Raw genomic sequence first — 16,279 nt, forward strand, 5'->3', positions numbered from 1 at the left:
ATGAGCGAAATTACTCTGAACATTGATGGAAAAGTTTGTAAGGGAACTGCAGGGGATACTATCCTTGGAGTAGCCCGTAAAAACGATGTCTACATTCCGACCCTTTGCTACCTTGAGGGTATTTCTGCTATAGGTTCATGTCGTATGTGTGTCGTGGAAGTGGAAGGAAGCAATAAACTTCTGACTTCATGCACAACACCAGCTACAGATGGCATGGTTGTTCACACACAAACAGAAAAGTTAAAAGAATATAGACGTCAGATTCTTGAACTTCTTTTTGCTGGAAGAAACCACTTCTGTATGTTCTGTTCACAGAGTGGAGATTGCGAACTGCAACGTCTTGCTATTGAACATGGAATGGATAAGGTTCGCTATCCTTATCTCTATGCGGATTTTCATAATGATGCGTCAGATGAAGATTTGCAGGTAGACCATAACAGATGCATACTTTGTTTGCGCTGCATCAGGATTTGTGATGAGAAAGTTGGAGCACATACTTTAGATCTTGAAAAACGGGGTTGGAACGCCAGCGTAGTCTCCGATCTTGGTAAAGTTCTTGGTGAAAGTGACACATGCGTTTCTTGCGGAGCTTGTGCTCAGGTTTGCCCCACTGGAACTATTACCATCCGCGATTTTGTCTATCGTGGGCGTCGTAACGATTGTGACGAGGTCGTTGAGAGTATTTGCCCTCTTTGCCCAGTAGGATGCAAAATAAAGGCATATGTCAGAACGGGCAGCATAACAAGAGTTGAAGGTGCTTCAGTAACAAGTCCCGATGGAGGGCAGCTTTGTCATAAAGGCCGTTGGTGGCTGCCTGAATCCACAGAAAGAGAACGTCTTTCTGTTCCTATGATCCGTACTGGCTCAACATTCCGGGAAGCATCTTGGGATGAAGCTCTCGGACTCGTTGCTGATAAACTGAGAACGGCCAAGATTGAAAAGAAGGCTGGCGCCCTTGTATCAGGGCTTTCTACAGACGAAGAACTCTCTGTTATTTCAGACTTTTTCCGTGATTCTCTGAAAATAGACAAAATCGATTGCTTTAATGGGGATACCCTTCGTGGTTTTGAAGAAGGTTTCAAGCCGTTCTTAAGTCAGGGAGTGCGCCCCTTTACAGCAGCTCATAACATACTTGACAGTGATGCCATTATTGTTATTGGCGGAGATCCTCAGAATGAAGCTCCTGTAGTTGCCAGCTATATCAGAGTAGCTACAGTGAAGAATGGTGCAAAACTTATTAACTTCTCGGCCAAGGATAATCCTTTCGAGGATATTACAGATGCTGATATCCGTATATCGGCAGAAGTTCTTCACGGTGCTCTCGTTTCCTTTACCGAAGCTGTTGCAGGAAGAGAAGATGCCGAGAACCGTATTTCTTCAGTAGCTGATCTTGCGAATATGGAGCCAGAAGAAATAGCAATAGCGGCGAAATATTTGGCCGATGCAAAAAAACCAATTGTTGTATTGGGGTCAAGATTGGCCAAACATCCGCAGATTGTTATGGAAGCTGTAAATATGGCTATTACAGCCAAAGGCGTTTTTGATGATGGGCTTGGACTTGTTCCTATGATTCTTAGCGGGAATAGTCTTGGTGCCTGGAATACTGTTTTAGGCAAGACTCCTTGGCTTGAAACAGCAGATCTTGACTTCCTGTATGTTAACTCGACAGGTATGGTTGCCGAAGATCCCAAGTCTTTAGAAGCTATGAACAAAGCAAGATTTGTTGTTGTCCACACTCCATATATGGTCAGTCCCTTGGTTAACATGGCAGATGTTTTACTTCCGATGCCTGCATGGTATGAGCGAAGCGGCCACTTCTGCACTCTGGAAGGGGAGCGTCGCCGCATGAATATGGTTGTTCCTCCTAAAGAGGGGCTTCGTGGTTTGTCAAAGGTTTTCCAGGATTTGGCGTCTAAAATGGGTGTTTCTCTCTCTACATCTTCGGCGTCACCTTGTGAAAATGCGTTTAAATCGAAAATTTCTCCAGATAAGGCCCAAGTGGTCTCCTCTGAGGAGGTGTAGAATATGTCTAAACCAAAAGTAGCTACTGTCTGGCTTGAGGCATGCGCCGGATGTCATATGTCATTTCTTGATATTGATGAACGGATTATAGACCTCCTTGAGAAGGTAGATCTGACGGCTACGCCTGTGACAGACATAAAAGAATTTCCAGAAGTCGAAGTTGGCGTTATCTCTGGAGCCTTGGGAAATGAAGAGGAAGTACATCTCGCCAAGGAAATGCGGAAGAAATGCAAGATCCTTATTGCATGGGGAGATTGCGCTGTTTTTGGCGGAATTAACTGTATGAGAAACTTCATGAAAGCAGAAGACGTACTGAAAGAAGGATATATCAATACTGTCTCTACAGTAAATCCTCAGGGCATTATCCCTGGAGAAGATATTCCTAAATTGCTACCCCATGCCGTGCCTGTAGATTATGAAGTAAAAGTTGACGTGTATGTTCCCGGATGTCCTCCGGATGCAGACACTATTTACTATGTTTTCCAAGAAATTTTGCAGGGACGTATTCCTAAAGTGCCTGTAGATATGATGAGATACGATTAGGGAGCAGGGAGGAGATCGAAAATGTGTGCAGAAAAAGCAAAGACCATTGTTGTTAATCCTGTCTCCCGTATTGAGGGACATGGAAAAATTACAGTAATGCTCGATCAAAAGGGAGAAGTTACCGGGGCCCGTTTTCATGTCACGCAGTTTAGAGGATTTGAGGCGTTTACACAGGGACGTGATTTCCGTGAAATGCCCGTAATTACACCTCGAATTTGTGGAATTTGCCCTGTCAGTCACCATTTGGCATCTGCGAAAGCATGCGATGCTATTCTTGGTGTAACGTTGACTCCCACGGCGCATAAACTTCGTGAGCTTATGCATATGGGGCAGTTTATTCAGTCTCATGCTCTTTCTTTCTTCCACCTTTCAAGTCCTGATCTTTTGTTTGGATTTGATGCTGATCCTGCCGTTCGTAATGTAGCTGGTCTGGTCAATAAGTTCCCAGATTTGGCTGTTATGGGTGTAACAATGAGAAAATTTGGTCAGGAAGTTATTAAGACTCTTGGCGGTAAGAAAGTACACCCATGGCACAGCATTCCTGGTGGGGTAAACAGAAGTTTGAGGGAAGACGAGCGAGATGAGATTCTGGCTGGCATTCCAAAGGTAAAAGAAGATCTTCGCAAGGCTTTAGATCTAATCAAAAATTATTTGGCTGAGCATGGTAACGAAGCTAAAGAATTTGCAACTTTAGAGACTTCTTATCTTGGGCTTGTACGAGAAGGAAATCTTGAACTTTATGATGGACGGATTCGTTTACGTAGCCCGAGAGGTCGTATAACAGACGAGTTTGATTCAACTGAATATGCGACTTTCATAGGTGAACACGTAGAGCCATGGAGCTATCTGAAGTTCCCCTTCTATAAGCCATTGGGATTCCCTCATGGTAGCTATAGAGTTGGACCTTTGGGACGTGTTAATGCTTGCGATACTATTTCAACTCCTGAAGCTGCGTCAGAATTGGCTGCTTTCAGAAAGTTGACAGAAGATGGCATTGTTCACTACACAATGTATTATCACTATGCTCGGTTGATCGAAATTATGTATGCAGTGGAACGTATGGAAGAACTACTGCACGATGAGGATATTACCGGCAGGGAACTAAGGATTACGTCAAATGACCTTCAGCCAGAGGGTATTGGTGTTATCGAAGCTCCTCGTGGGACGCTGATTCATCACTATCAAGTGAATGAAAAAGGTGCCATTACTAAAGTAAACCTTATAGTTGCTACCGGACATAATAACTATGCTATGAATAAGGGCGTAGAACTTGTCGCTAAAAAGTATATACATGGAGAAACAGTAGAAGAGGGTGTTCTTAACAGAATGGAACACGTTATTCGCTGTTATGATCCGTGTCTTTCCTGCTCTACGCATGCTGTGGGTAGAATGCCTTTGAAACTTTCCATACTTGATGCGATGGGGAAAGAAATTCGCACAATTGAGAAACATTAGAGGAAATCGTTCTTTCTCGTAATCCATAACGGATCACGGCAGGGTTAGGGGGGAGCTCCCTGGCCCTGCCTTTTATTAAAGGAGTTATACATGAGAGTATTCGTTGCAGGATTTGGAAATCCTTTTCGCGAAGATGATAGTGTTGGCTTATTTCTTGCCCCTCGAATTGCCAGTTGGCTTGAAGGTTGCGGAGTTGACGTTGAGTTGTGGACTGGGCAACAACTTTTGCCAGAATTGGCATATGATCTTGAAAATGTTGATTTAGTTTTATTTATAGATGCTGATGTAAGACCGTTACCTGAAGGGTGTATACTTGAGCAGGTTATGTCAGATTCATCTCTTGAAGGATTGAACATACATTCAATGGGGCCTGCATGGTTGCTTTCTTTAATGGATCGTCTTGACATGAAGCAGCCAGAAACTTGGTTGCTTTCTGTTTCAGGATATTCCTTTAATTTTGCAGAGACACTTACTGAACAGTGCCTATCAGATGCTCATAAAGCAGAAGAAGCTTTTCATAAGTGGTGGAAAAAACGAGAGGAGGTTTAATTTTAATTATGTGTAAGGTTATAACTCCAGAATCAACAGAAGGACATCTTCATGTTCATGGTCCGTTAGAAGAAGCTGAATTGCTTCGTGAAACAATTGCTGAAGAATTGGAAGGAATGACAAGTCTTGTTGCCAGATGGCATGCGGTGGAAGGTCATGAGGCTAAACATGCCTTTCTTCACGCCATCGAATCTAAAAAAGCAAACTTGAAAAATTTATGGGAAGCACTGGAAAAACTAGAAGAAAGCTTATTTTCAGAGGCTGAGCATGAGCATTCCCATCATCACCATCATTAAGAGTTGCAGATAGGAAAAGCATAAATTAGAAAAATAAGAAGGGGAGAAAACTTTGAGATTTTTCTCGGAGTTTCCTTTCCTTCTTATTTTATTTACAGATCTAATATGGGAAAAAGTTGTTTAAAGACTTTATGTGTTTCTCTGGGTAAAATACGATATCCTTTACATTCTTTGGTGAGCCAGAGAAAGTAGTCTTTGTAAAATGATTGTGCAAGGGTGATTATAGATTTTTTACGGTTTTCTTTAATAAGCTCATAACTATTTTTAATAGCCCTATCTTCGTCACTATCCCAACGAAATGTGGCGAGAGCGTAAGCTACGCTTTTTTCGTGGCTATGAGCAGAAACAAAGGGGATTAGCAGAGTATTATCGCTCCAATCGTATGTTCCATAGCCATGCCCGGGAACTAAAATAACTGTAGGTAAACCGTACATTCGAACGCGGGCTACACGTAGCATGTCTGTATCGCGACTGATCATTTCTTCCATTAGAGAAGCTCCTTGCTCTAAGGGAAGTACCTTTGCATTCTTGCCTGGAATATAAAGGGGAGAAAGGTCTGTTCTGGCACTTTTAGCTGTCAAAGAAATATATTCTCTTTTAGCGTCAAACATTGATCGAAATTCACGTTTCTGAAAAGCAACACTTTCTTCTTTATACTTCTCTCCAAAACGCTCTTGTTTCTGGCGCCATTTTTCTTCCTCTATTTCAAGAAAGGAAAGAGCCATGGAACAGTATTGAGCTTGATAATGCATCGCCAGAATACGTTTGTATTCTTCTTCCGTAATGCCCCCTTCTTCTAAAGAGCACCTTTCTTTAAGAAGTGTCATCATTGCTCGTTCAGCTTCTTTGTACGTGTAGTGTGAAGAAGCCATGGATTGGTGAGTCTCTTCATTGCTTTCCCGATACTTGCGAGTTCTGAATTCTACTTCTGTGAAATTCGGAAGATTTTTTTCAAGATTGGAAATCATTGTGAGATTATTATCTTCGATAGAAGTGTTTTCTTTTCCCATAATGACTTGCAAAAGGAGATGAAGCCTTTTTTTATTCGATTCAAGACGTCGCTTTAGTTGATTTTTCCGTTCAGACAAAGATAGCCCCTTAAGAGGTTTTTCATAAGGATGTTGGAAGACGAAACAATATAATTCATTAAAATAGTCAGTTAAAGTAACATATTGAAATAATCCGGCAGGTAAAGCTGCTGAGGTATCTATTTCAAAGGTGTCACAATATTCTTCAGTAGGTACAAGACCGTAATTAATAAAGAGATCTTCTTTTTCGTCGAAAAAAAGCTGATCGGGATTCTGTGTTATTTGAGCTTCAAGTAAAAGCCATACGCATTGCCAATAGCATTCTCCCAGCTTTTGCCAGATTTTTCGCGATTCGATCTTTTCCTGGACATCGTCAGAAATGCTATATTTCTTATATGCATTTAAAAGTGTTTCGAAAGCCTTATATTGCTGTGTAATTTCTGGATTATCTTTCCAACGTGCGAAGGGAAAACTCACCGTGTCAACACCTGCTCTTTATAAGATCGAGTAGTTTGAGCACCAAACCTTTTCGAAATTCAATAGCATCATTAGGACATACTTCTTGGCAACAGAAGCACCGAATACATTTATTGTAATCGAAATTAAGTTTCCCGTATGAGTCCAAAGTTACAGCTTGGGCTGCACATATTTCTTCGCATTTTCTGCATCGAATGCATTTTTCTGGTTTATGCACGGGACGTGAAACGAGGTATCGTTTCGAAATAACATCCAAAAAAGGAGGAAGAAGATGTAGTGAGTCAAGGTTGGGCATATTAACATGTTGAAAATCGAAGGAGTCTGGTTCTTCACAATTAAAAAAGATGCAGGATTTATCTAGAATCAAGTCTCTTTTTTGTGCGGCTCGATATAGAGGAAAATCCTTAAGCTTTACATGAAGCATGCGGCAAATTGTAACGTCAAGATTTATAGCATCATCTGAAGCAGCCAGTAAACCAAAAAAGTGTGGATTCCCATTTCCAGGGCCATGACCGTCCATACCCCAAATGCCATCAATAATTGTTAATGTGGGAGAAAGCGCTTCATATATATCGAGGTGAAGCTCAGCAAAAATATCACGATTCAAACCAACATTGTAATGCCAGGAAGCCTTTTGCTGACCAACAACAGTTCCAAAGAGATTTTTAACCCCAAGAGTAAAAAGCATTTGTGCATGAGTCTTAAGCTTGGGGATATTAATAATAAAATCTGCATCAAGAGCTGTTTGTGACAATTCAATACGATGGAAACGAGCCTGGCGAGAGACAGGAATAGGTGTAGGGTTTGTCAATTCAACAACCGGAATATGAAGCTTTTGGGCTATAGTGTTCATCCCGGTCTTTTCAGCAACAGAAGAGAAGCGATCTAGACCTGGACTATCAGCTATTATTGGATGACCACCTCTATCTAGCACTGCTTCGGCGATACTTTCCACGACTGCTGGGTCAGTTGTTATTCTTTTTTCCGGAAGAGATGCCGAGAGCAGATTGGGTTTCAATAAAACAGTGGCGTTCTCTAAAATAATTTGCCTTTCATCTATAAAGTGATTAAATATACGATTTATTTTTTGTTTCAGGGAATTCTTTTCGTAGCTTTCTTGTTTCATGAGCATCATAGAAATCATTTTTATCCCCCTTTGAACAATTATCCATTGACAAAGTATAAGGCTAAGTTAGAATAACTTCTATAAGTTAACAACCTCCTGAAGGGGAGTAGCTTGAAAAGGCAGGGTCAACATCATGACCTTTAGGTCTGGCTCTGTCGTTGGTAATTGCCAATAAGCGAGACCTTTAGTGTGGCGAAAGTCATGCTAAGGGTCTTTTTTTATGAATAAAATTCTATCTTAATGTATGAAGACAGGAGTGTGAACATAGTTGGAAACTATCTTTGAAGGCATTGCTTCCATAACAATACAGCAAGGCATTATGATAGGTGTGGGTTTACTTCTTATTTATTTAGCTATTGTTAAAGAGTATGAGCCAGCATTACTTCTTCCCATGGGGTTCGGTGCCATATTAGTCAACATTCCGTTGACATCGGCTTTAACTCAAATTGTAGCGGGGACCTCTCATCCTGGAGCTCTTTCATTGCTCTTTGATATAGGTATTTCTACAGAACTTTTTCCTCTTCTTATTTTTATAGCTGTTGGAGCTATGATTGATTTTACACCTCTTTTTCAGTCTCCAATGACAGCTCTTTTTGGTTTTACAGCTCAAGCTGGCATCTTCCTGACAATGGGGCTGGCGCTCTTGCTGGGGTTTGATATTAATGAAGCGGCTTCCATAGGCATTATCGGAGCGGCAGATGGGCCTACCTCCATATATGTTTCTTCTCGTTTTGCACCTCATCTCTTGGGGCCTATTTCTGTAGCTGCTTACTCATATATGGCACTCGTTCCTCTTATTCAGCCACCTGTAATACGATTATTGACAACGAAGGATGAACGTAAAATTGCAATGACCTACGCAGAAAAACCTGTTTCCAAGAGATTAAAGGTCCTCTTCCCTATTTGCGTTACTTTGATTGCTGGAATATTAGCTCCGGCCTCTGTTTCTCTTATTGGCTTTCTTATGTTTGGAAACCTTCTTCGAGAGAGCGGCGTTGTAGACCGTCTTGCCAAAGGAGCCCAAAACGAACTGGCAAATATTGTAACCATTCTTCTCGGACTTGGAATCTCAGCTACTCTTACCGCAGATCGTTTCTTGCAACCGTCAACCCTTGCCATTTTAGGAATGGGACTTGTTGCCTTTATTCTTGATACTGCCGTTGGTGTTCTTTCGGCTCGTTTCATGAATTGTTTCCTAACTAAAAAAATAAATCCGATGATAGGAGCTGCAGGAATTTCTGCTTTTCCTATGGCAGCGCGGGTTGTACAAAAAATGGCATATAAAGAAGATAAAAATGCTTTTATTCTTATGCCGGCAGTTGCCGCAAATGTCTCGGGACAAATAGGTTCTGTTTTAGCTGGAGGAATTCTCCTCGCTCTTTTAGGGTAAGTATTTCTTGACGTGAAACTTTGCTAGCGTCACAATGTGAATAGTTTTAGGTAAAGGAGCTGAAGAGAGATGAAAAAAGTAGGGATTAATGGCCTCGGGCGTATTGGCCGTTTGGCGTTGCGACAGTATGTAATTGATCCTCCTGAGAATATCGATATTGTCGCTATTAACGATCTTATACCTGTAGATGAATTAGCTTACTTACTTAAATATGATTCTATTCACGGCAAGGCCCCTTTCCATATTGAGGCAGGGCCTGATTACCTTGATTTAGACGAGAAACGGATATATGTGACTTCAATTTCAGACCCTTCGAAAATTCCTTGGAGTGAGAGGGACGTTGAGGTCGTGTTGGAGTGTACCGGCCGATTTACGAAGAGGGAGAAAGCCAAAGGACATCTTGAAGGTGGGGCTGCAAAAGTTATTATAAGTGCTCCTTCTGAAAGTGCAGATATAAGTATAGTCATGGGGGTTAACGAAAAGGAGTATGATCCCTTAAAACATTCGATTATTTCCAACGCTTCATGTACTACGAATTCTATGGCTCCTGTTTTAAAAGTACTTAACGAGTCTTTGGGTATCGTCTATGTTATGGCGACGACTGTACATGCGTATACGTCTTCTCAGACGCTCGTTGATTCTCCCTTATCTAAGCGAAGACGAGGACGAGCGGGAGCTTTTTCTCTTATTCCCACATCTACAGGGGCTGCAAAAGCAACAGCTCTTGTCTTGCCTGAGCTGAAGGGCAAGCTTGATGCCATAGCAGTTCGAGTTCCCATACCAGATGGTGCCCTCACCGATATGGTTGTGCACTTTGAATCAGATGTATCTGTTGCGGAAATAAACAATATTCTTAAAAGGGCTTCAGAAGAGGAACTTCGGAATATTATTGAGTATAATGATGAGGAAATCGTTTCTGCCGATATTTTGGGGAATCCGCACTCGGGGGTTGTAGACGGCCCCTCTACGCGAGTTCTTCAGAATAGAGTCGCTAAAATATTAGTGTGGTACGACAATGAGTATGGATACTCAAGGCGAATGATCGATGTAGCGAACTTTATTTCTCGATAAATCTTAGGCGACTCTACTGAGTCGCCTTTTTTATTACCTTGACGGAGGGCTTCTGATGGTCTGGAAAGAGATAGAACATACTGCAGATGTAGGGTTTGAGGTAGACGCTCTTTCTCTTGATGAATTATTCAAGGAAGCAGCTTTTGCTCTCTATGGTGTTTGTTACGGGAATACTTTATCTGATGAAAATATTCATGATGGAAGCCGTTACACAATTTTACTTGATGGAATAGATCTCGAAGAACTGGTTGTTTCATGGCTTAACGAGCTTATTTATATTTATGAAAAACATAGAATGCTCTTTATTCCTTTAACTCTCGTAGTAAGAAAAAATACATGGCATCTTGAAGCAGATGGCGTTCTTGTAAAGAGTCATTCAGTGCGGATGTCAGCCAAAGCTGCAACATATGGAGGACTTGTTATTTACGAGGAACCCAAACCTTTTCTCAGAATTTTTCTTGATGTGTAGAGAGAGGTGAGAGTATGAAAAATATGTTAAAGAGAGTGGATAGTGTTCGTTTGATTTTAGAGAAAGAAGCATTATCAGGAATGATGGTGCCGGGATTGATCTTTGCTGATCACTATATAGAAAAAACATTGGAACAAGACAGTGCATTGCAACAGGTAGCAAATGTAGCATGTTTGCCTGGGATTTTAGGTTACAGTTTCGCTATGCCAGACATTCATTGGGGATATGGATTTCCTATAGGCGGAGTTGCTGCTTTTGAAGTAGATAAAGGCATAATCTCACCTGGAGGAGTTGGATATGACATATCCTGTGGAGTTCGCCTCCTTTCCTCTTATATTAAACTATCAGATATTTTACCTACTCTAGATTCAGTATCTTCTTCCCTTTTTTCAGCAGTACCAAGCGGTGTTGGAGCAACAAGTACAGTGAAATTATCATCAAGAGATTTAGATGCCGTTCTTTGTAAGGGGGCTCATTGGGCGGTCAAAGAGGGATATGGTATACATAGCGACTTGGAACATACAGAGCAAAATGGTTGTATTGAAGGCGCTCTTTGTGAGGCTGTTTCTTCCAGAGCGAAAGAGCGAGGTAAAAATCAGCTTGGAACACTGGGATCTGGTAACCATTTTCTTGAAATTCAGGTTGTAGATGAAATCTACGATAAAAACGCAGCATCGCGCATGAATCTTGAGGAAGGATGTATAACCGTCATGATTCATTGTGGAAGTCGAGGACTTGGTCATCAAGTTTGCGATGATTACCTGAAAGTCATGCGTAGGGCTATGTCTAAATATAAAATTAATGTTCCTGATCGACAACTGTGCTGTGCTCCTATACTCTCTGAAGAGGGGCAAAGCTATATTGGAGCTATGAGAGCTGCTGCGAACTTTGCTTTGGCTAACAGGCAGATTATAGGATCAGCGGTGCGAGATGTTTTTGCTCACTTTTTCCCAGGAAGACCTCTTTTTACTGTCTATGACGTTAGCCATAATATGGCTCATATAGAAAAACATGTATGGGAGAAACGGAAAGTAGAAGTATGTGTCCATCGTAAAGGGGCTACCCGATCCTATGAAGGGCAACCTGTACTTATTCCCGGTAGCATGGGAACTGCCAGTTATGTTTTGGTAGGAACTCAAAAAGCAGAGGAAGAAACTTTTGCTTCTACATGTCATGGAGCTGGTCGTGTCTTAAGCCGGAGCGAGTCGATGCGCCGGACAAAAGGTATGAATTTGTTTGAAGAGATGGCTCGGCGAGGTGTGACGGTAATGGCAGATAGCCCACGAACATTAGGGGAGGAAATGCCCGAAGCATATAAGGATATTTCCGCTGTTGTAGAGGTTGTACATAAAGCCCAACTCAGTTTAAAGGTGGCTCGTCTTCGACCTATAGCTGTAATAAAAGGTTAATATATTATATCTTTTTAAAAAATGCAAGAATATTTCAGCGTACAATTATGGATAGTTCTATAAAAATGCATTATTATATTCAGGATGCTCTCCGTTCTGGCAATATTCAACGGCATGATAATGATCTTGTACACGATGAGTAGAGGAGGTAAGGCAACGAATGATGCTAAGCGATATTGAAATAGCACAGCAGGCCCAAATGAAGCCTATTGTGGAGATAGCTTCTCAGTTAGGTATCGACGAAGAGGAATTGGAGCTTTACGGAAAGTACAAGGCGAAGGTAACGTACGGACTCTGGGATCGGATCAAGGATCGAGAGGACGGAAAGCTTGTATTGGTGACAGCCATAACCCCGACTCCGGCAGGAGAGGGAAAGACAACGACGACAGTAGGTCTCGCCCAGGGCCTGGCGAAGCTTGGCAAGAAGGTGAGCATAGGTCTTCGCGAGCCGTCTTTGGGGCCGAGCTTCGGAGTCAAGGGCGGTGCGGCAGGAGGCGGTTACTCCCAGGTTGTTCCCATGGAGGATATCAACCTCCACTTTACCGGAGACCTTCATGCAATAACGGCAGCCCATAACTTGCTGGCAGCCTTGCTCGACAACCATCTGCAGCAGGGCAACGTATTGAACATAGATTCGCGCCGAGTTGTTTTCCGTCGAGTCATGGATCTGAACGAACGAGCCCTTCGGAACGTGATCGTCGGTCTTGGAGGGAAGGCGAACGGTGTGCCTCGCGAGTCAGGATTTGATATTACGGTAGCCTCCGAAGTGATGGCCATTCTGTGTCTTTCAGGCAGCATTCATGAGTTGAAGGAGCGTCTTTCCCAAATTGTAGTTGCCTATACGTACGAAGGTAAGGCCGTAACGGCAGGGGATCTGAACGCCCAGGGCTCAATGGCGGTCTTGTTGAAAGATGCGTTGAAGCCGAATCTTGTGCAGACTCTTGAGCATGTCCCAGCCTTTGTTCACGGAGGTCCCTTTGCGAATATAGCCCACGGCTGTAACAGCCTGCAGGCGACGAAATATGGTCTGAAGCTTTCCGATTACTTCATTACCGAGGCCGGATTCGGAGCGGATCTTGGAGCAGAGAAGTTCTTCGACATCAAGTGTCGTATGGGTGGATTGAACCCATCGGCGGTAGTGATCGTGGCGACAGTCCGAGCCTTGAAGATGCATGGCGGAGTGGCGAAGAGCGACCTGACGAATGAGAATATAGAGGCGTTATCGAAGGGGATTCCGAACCTTGAGAAGCATATAGAGAACATGCAGAGCTTCGGTCTTCCAGTTGTAGTGGCAATCAACCGTTTCCCGACAGACACGGAGAGAGAACTTGAGCTTGTGCGCGAGCGATGTGGAGCCCTCGGTGTATCGGTAGCGCTGTCGGAGATCTGGGCGAAGGGCGGCGAAGGCGGCATAGAGTTGGCGGAAGAGGTATTGAAGGCAGTAGAAGCGAAGAACACCTTCCATCAGCTGTACGAGACGACATTGAGCCCGAAGGAAAAGATCGAGAAGATAGCGAAGGAGATCTACGGAGCGAAGAGTGTGACCTATACGGCCCAGGCCGAGAAAGACCTTGAAGAGATTCATCGTTTGGGTAAGGATGATTTGGTGATATGCATGGCGAAGACGCAGGCTTCCATCTCTGATAACCCGACGTTGATAGGTCGTCCAGAAGGCTTTGAGCTGACGGTGAGAGAAGTTCGCCTGTCGGCGGGAGCAGGTTTCATTATTCCCATAACGGGATCGATAATGACCATGCCTGGCCTTCCGAAAGTTCCAGCCGCTATGAGAATTGACGTTGACGATAACGGAAATATTACCGGCTTGTTCTAAAAGTGGGAGGCCATTAAAAATGAAAGCTCAAATACTTGACGGAAAAAAGGTAGCAGCAGACGTAAGAGCATCTATAAAAAAAGAAGTTGATTCTTTAAAAGCGGAAGGGAAGCACATTCCAGGACTTGCAGTTGTTCTTGTCGGGGAAAATCCTGCTTCAAAAGTATATGTAGGTCAGAAAGAAAAAAAATGTAAGGAAGTAGGGTTTAATTCTTTTTTACATAAGCTGCCAGCAACGACGACAGAAGAAGAGCTTTTAAAACTTATAGAAACCCTTAATAACGACAAAGCTGTAGATGGAATACTTGTGCAGCTTCCTCTTCCTCCGCAAATTGGTACAAATAAAATATTGAAAGCTATTGATCCGCTAAAAGATGTTGATGGTTTCCACCCTGTAAATATGGGGAATCTTGTAACAGGTTTACCAGCGGTGCATCCTTGTACTCCTAAGGGAATAATGTACATGCTTGATGCTTATAACATAGATATTGAAGGAAAACATGCTGTTGTAGTTGGACGAAGCAATATTGTAGGAAAACCTATTGCCCATCTTCTTCTTGATCGTAATGCTACAGTTACTATCTGTCACAGCAGAACGAGAGATCTTGCTTCAATCGTGCGGCAGGCTGATATTGTTGTAGCAGCTGTTGGCAAGCCTCATCTGATTACTGCTTCGATGGTGAAAGAGGGGGCAGTTATTGTTGATGTTGGCATGAACAGACTTGAAGAAGGTCTCGTAGGAGATGTTGATTTTGAGGCTGTAGCTGAAGTAGCCTCTTGGATTACTCCTGTTCCAGGAGGAGTAGGGCCGCTAACTATTGCTATGTTGCTTCAAAATACGCTGGAAGCTGGACAAAAAAAGTAGACGTAAAGAAGATTGAAAAGAGGTCCTCTTAGCAGAGGGCCTCTTTTTTATTTTTCTCTTGTGATACAATACGAAAATCTTTTTATGAGGAGAGAACGACTTTCTTGTCTATTGTACGAACATGCAAAACCCTTGTTAACACTTCATTACTCGCAGGAGAAAAAGGATTGGATAATGTCATTGAGAAGATAGTTCTTTTAGATGACATGAGAGCAGGACGTACCTGTGAGCATGGTTTTTTCATTGTAGGAGGTTGGATTCCTGAAAGTAGTGACAATAATTACAGTCAGGATCTGAATCTTTTGCGTAAGGCCTTCTCAGCGGGAGTAGCTGGGGTTGCCTTGCAAGGAGATCTTCCTCTGGAGCTTGTTCGTTTGGCTGACGAGTATAACGTGCCTCTTTTCCACATTTCTTCAGATCAGATTTTACTTGATATCCTTTTCGCTTTAAATAGCGAAATAAAGGCAAATGAAAGTGGGCTTTATTCATCTTTTTCCCCTTTTGCAGATATATTACTTAGCGACGGAGACATTGAACATATACTATGGGCTTTGCGTGGAGAAATACATTGTGGCATAGCCTATAGGGATTTAATACATAAGAAATTATTTGTTGCGTCTCATTCTGATGATTTTAAAGAACATGTAAAAATTTATCCCCTGAAAGAAGTTATTAGGCTTCATCAACATATGGAAGTTCGAGTAGGTGGAGTTTTAAGTGGCTACCTCATTCTTAATAGATCAAGTCGTTCTGACAGAAAGTTTTCCTTTTACGAAATGACGGCTATGGAAAATGCGGTCATAGCTGTCAAACTTTCAATAGAAAAAAAATTGTCAACGCAACAAGTTGAACGTAACTATATTGATGAATTTGTACGTGACCTTATTTATAACAAAATGCAGAGAAGAGAAGAACTAGATAGTCGTGCAAGGACCTTTGGTTGGAATCCGACAAATGGCGTTGTCGTTGTCTCTATTGAGGTAGAAACAAAGAGTGGAGAGTCTGGAGAGCGTGAGCTTCAGGTCTTCTTTTCCACAATAAGGTCTAAGTTTTTGGCTTTTTTCCCAAAGTCTATTTATACGTTGTTGACAAAATCTATAGTTTTTCTTGTTTCTCCTCCTGAACCGGATAATGGAATTAAAAGTCTTGAAACGAACCTATTGAAAGTTGCGGAACATTTAAACGAGGAAGTGGAGCGAGAGCTTCATTGTCAACTTGTCGTATCAGTAGGAGGATATAAATCTGACCCATTGAATACCCATGAAAGTTATAGAGAAGCCAGTAGAGCTCTTCGTGTTGCCCATCTTTCACCACAGCGTCAAAAAATCGTATTTTGGGATGCATTAGGAGCTATGAAGTTGCTTTCGATAGTTTCTCAAAGCCATGAAGCATCTCTCTTTTGCCATAAAGTACTCGAAAAACTTATAGAATTTGATTCCACGACAAACGGTGAATTACTTCAGACTCTTCGCGTCTTGAACAAGTGCAATTGGAATATAAAACATGTTTCGGATGAGATGAATTTTCACTATAACACCATTAAATATAGGAATAAAAAAATATGCGAACTCCTTGATTTTGACCCAGATGATAGTGATCAACGTTTTGATATAGCTCTTGCTCTTAAACTATATGATCTTGGCTCTTTCTAGCTAATTGTCAAAACTTGACAAGACAACCCCATAAAAGTTATCCACTCAAGCTAATGCCCTAATGGTTCTCCTCCGCTAAGCTACTATTGAAAGGGG

Annotated in this window: 14 protein-coding genes; 12 read left to right on the forward strand and 2 right to left on the reverse strand. The window is 42.2% G+C overall.

The genetic code is table 11. The features are described from left to right. The 5 genes from RBH88_RS01845 (at position 1) to RBH88_RS01865 (ending at position 4,865) form a co-directional block, all read left to right on the forward strand. Complete coding sequence (locus RBH88_RS01845; RefSeq protein WP_213691551.1) at positions 1-2,022, forward strand: molybdopterin-dependent oxidoreductase; 2,022 nt, start codon at positions 1-3, stop codon at positions 2,020-2,022. A gap of 3 nt (positions 2,023-2,025) precedes the next feature. After that, complete coding sequence (locus RBH88_RS01850; protein ID WP_213691550.1) at positions 2,026-2,565, forward strand: NADP oxidoreductase; 540 nt, start codon at positions 2,026-2,028, stop codon at positions 2,563-2,565. A gap of 21 nt (positions 2,566-2,586) precedes the next feature. Next, entirely contained in the window at positions 2,587-4,020 is a 1,434-nt protein-coding gene (locus RBH88_RS01855) for a Ni/Fe hydrogenase subunit alpha (protein ID WP_213691549.1), read from the forward strand. Between the two features lie 90 nt (positions 4,021-4,110). Beyond that, on the forward strand, positions 4,111-4,569 hold the full coding sequence (locus RBH88_RS01860) for a hydrogenase maturation protease (RefSeq protein ID WP_213695593.1): 459 nt from the start codon (positions 4,111-4,113) through the stop codon (positions 4,567-4,569). A gap of 8 nt (positions 4,570-4,577) precedes the next feature. Then, positions 4,578-4,865: a hypothetical protein gene (locus tag RBH88_RS01865; protein WP_213691547.1), complete on the forward strand. Its 288-nt coding sequence runs from the start codon at positions 4,578-4,580 to the stop codon at positions 4,863-4,865. 92 nt (positions 4,866-4,957) lie between these two features. On the opposite strand, the gene RBH88_RS01870 is transcribed toward RBH88_RS01865, so the two are convergent. Both RBH88_RS01870 and RBH88_RS01875 read right to left on the reverse strand, forming a co-directional pair. Further along, positions 4,958-6,370: a hypothetical protein gene (locus RBH88_RS01870; RefSeq protein WP_213691546.1), complete on the reverse strand. Its 1,413-nt coding sequence runs from the start codon at positions 6,368-6,370 to the stop codon at positions 4,958-4,960. A 4-nt stretch (positions 6,371-6,374) separates the two neighbouring features. Then, the gene (locus RBH88_RS01875; RefSeq protein ID WP_307879810.1) at positions 6,375-7,514 is read right to left on the reverse strand and encodes a DUF362 domain-containing protein; all 1,140 of its coding nucleotides are present in this window, start codon (positions 7,512-7,514) and stop codon (positions 6,375-6,377) included. 250 nt (positions 7,515-7,764) lie between these two features. Between RBH88_RS01875 and RBH88_RS01880 the strand changes: the two genes are divergently transcribed. From RBH88_RS01880 to RBH88_RS01910, 7 genes are all read left to right on the forward strand, one after another. Then, positions 7,765-8,886, forward strand: coding sequence for a sodium ion-translocating decarboxylase subunit beta (locus RBH88_RS01880; protein WP_213691544.1), 1,122 nt, complete (start codon positions 7,765-7,767; stop codon positions 8,884-8,886). A 69-nt stretch (positions 8,887-8,955) separates the two neighbouring features. Next, entirely contained in the window at positions 8,956-9,957 is a 1,002-nt protein-coding gene (gap, locus tag RBH88_RS01885) for a type I glyceraldehyde-3-phosphate dehydrogenase (RefSeq protein ID WP_307879811.1), read from the forward strand. A 55-nt stretch (positions 9,958-10,012) separates the two neighbouring features. Then, positions 10,013-10,426 carry an archease gene (locus RBH88_RS01890; RefSeq protein ID WP_213691542.1) on the forward strand — a complete coding sequence of 138 codons (414 nt, stop codon included), beginning with the start codon at positions 10,013-10,015 and terminating at the stop codon, positions 10,424-10,426. Between the two features lie 14 nt (positions 10,427-10,440). Next, positions 10,441-11,835: an RtcB family protein gene (locus RBH88_RS01895; protein WP_213691541.1), complete on the forward strand. Its 1,395-nt coding sequence runs from the start codon at positions 10,441-10,443 to the stop codon at positions 11,833-11,835. A 160-nt stretch (positions 11,836-11,995) separates the two neighbouring features. Then, positions 11,996-13,666 (forward strand): formate--tetrahydrofolate ligase, encoded by a 1,671-nt coding sequence (locus tag RBH88_RS01900; protein ID WP_374047593.1) that lies wholly within the window; start codon positions 11,996-11,998, stop codon positions 13,664-13,666. 19 nt (positions 13,667-13,685) lie between these two features. Continuing rightward, on the forward strand, positions 13,686-14,531 hold the full coding sequence (gene folD, locus RBH88_RS01905; RefSeq protein ID WP_213690888.1) for a bifunctional methylenetetrahydrofolate dehydrogenase/methenyltetrahydrofolate cyclohydrolase FolD: 846 nt from the start codon (positions 13,686-13,688) through the stop codon (positions 14,529-14,531). A gap of 104 nt (positions 14,532-14,635) precedes the next feature. Further along, positions 14,636-16,183: a helix-turn-helix domain-containing protein gene (locus RBH88_RS01910; protein WP_213695967.1), complete on the forward strand. Its 1,548-nt coding sequence runs from the start codon at positions 14,636-14,638 to the stop codon at positions 16,181-16,183. Positions 16,184-16,279 lie beyond the last annotated feature (96 nt).

It is taken from the genome of Aminobacterium sp. MB27-C1, assembly GCF_030908405.1.
Lineage (GTDB): Bacteria > Synergistota > Synergistia > Synergistales > Aminobacteriaceae > Aminobacterium.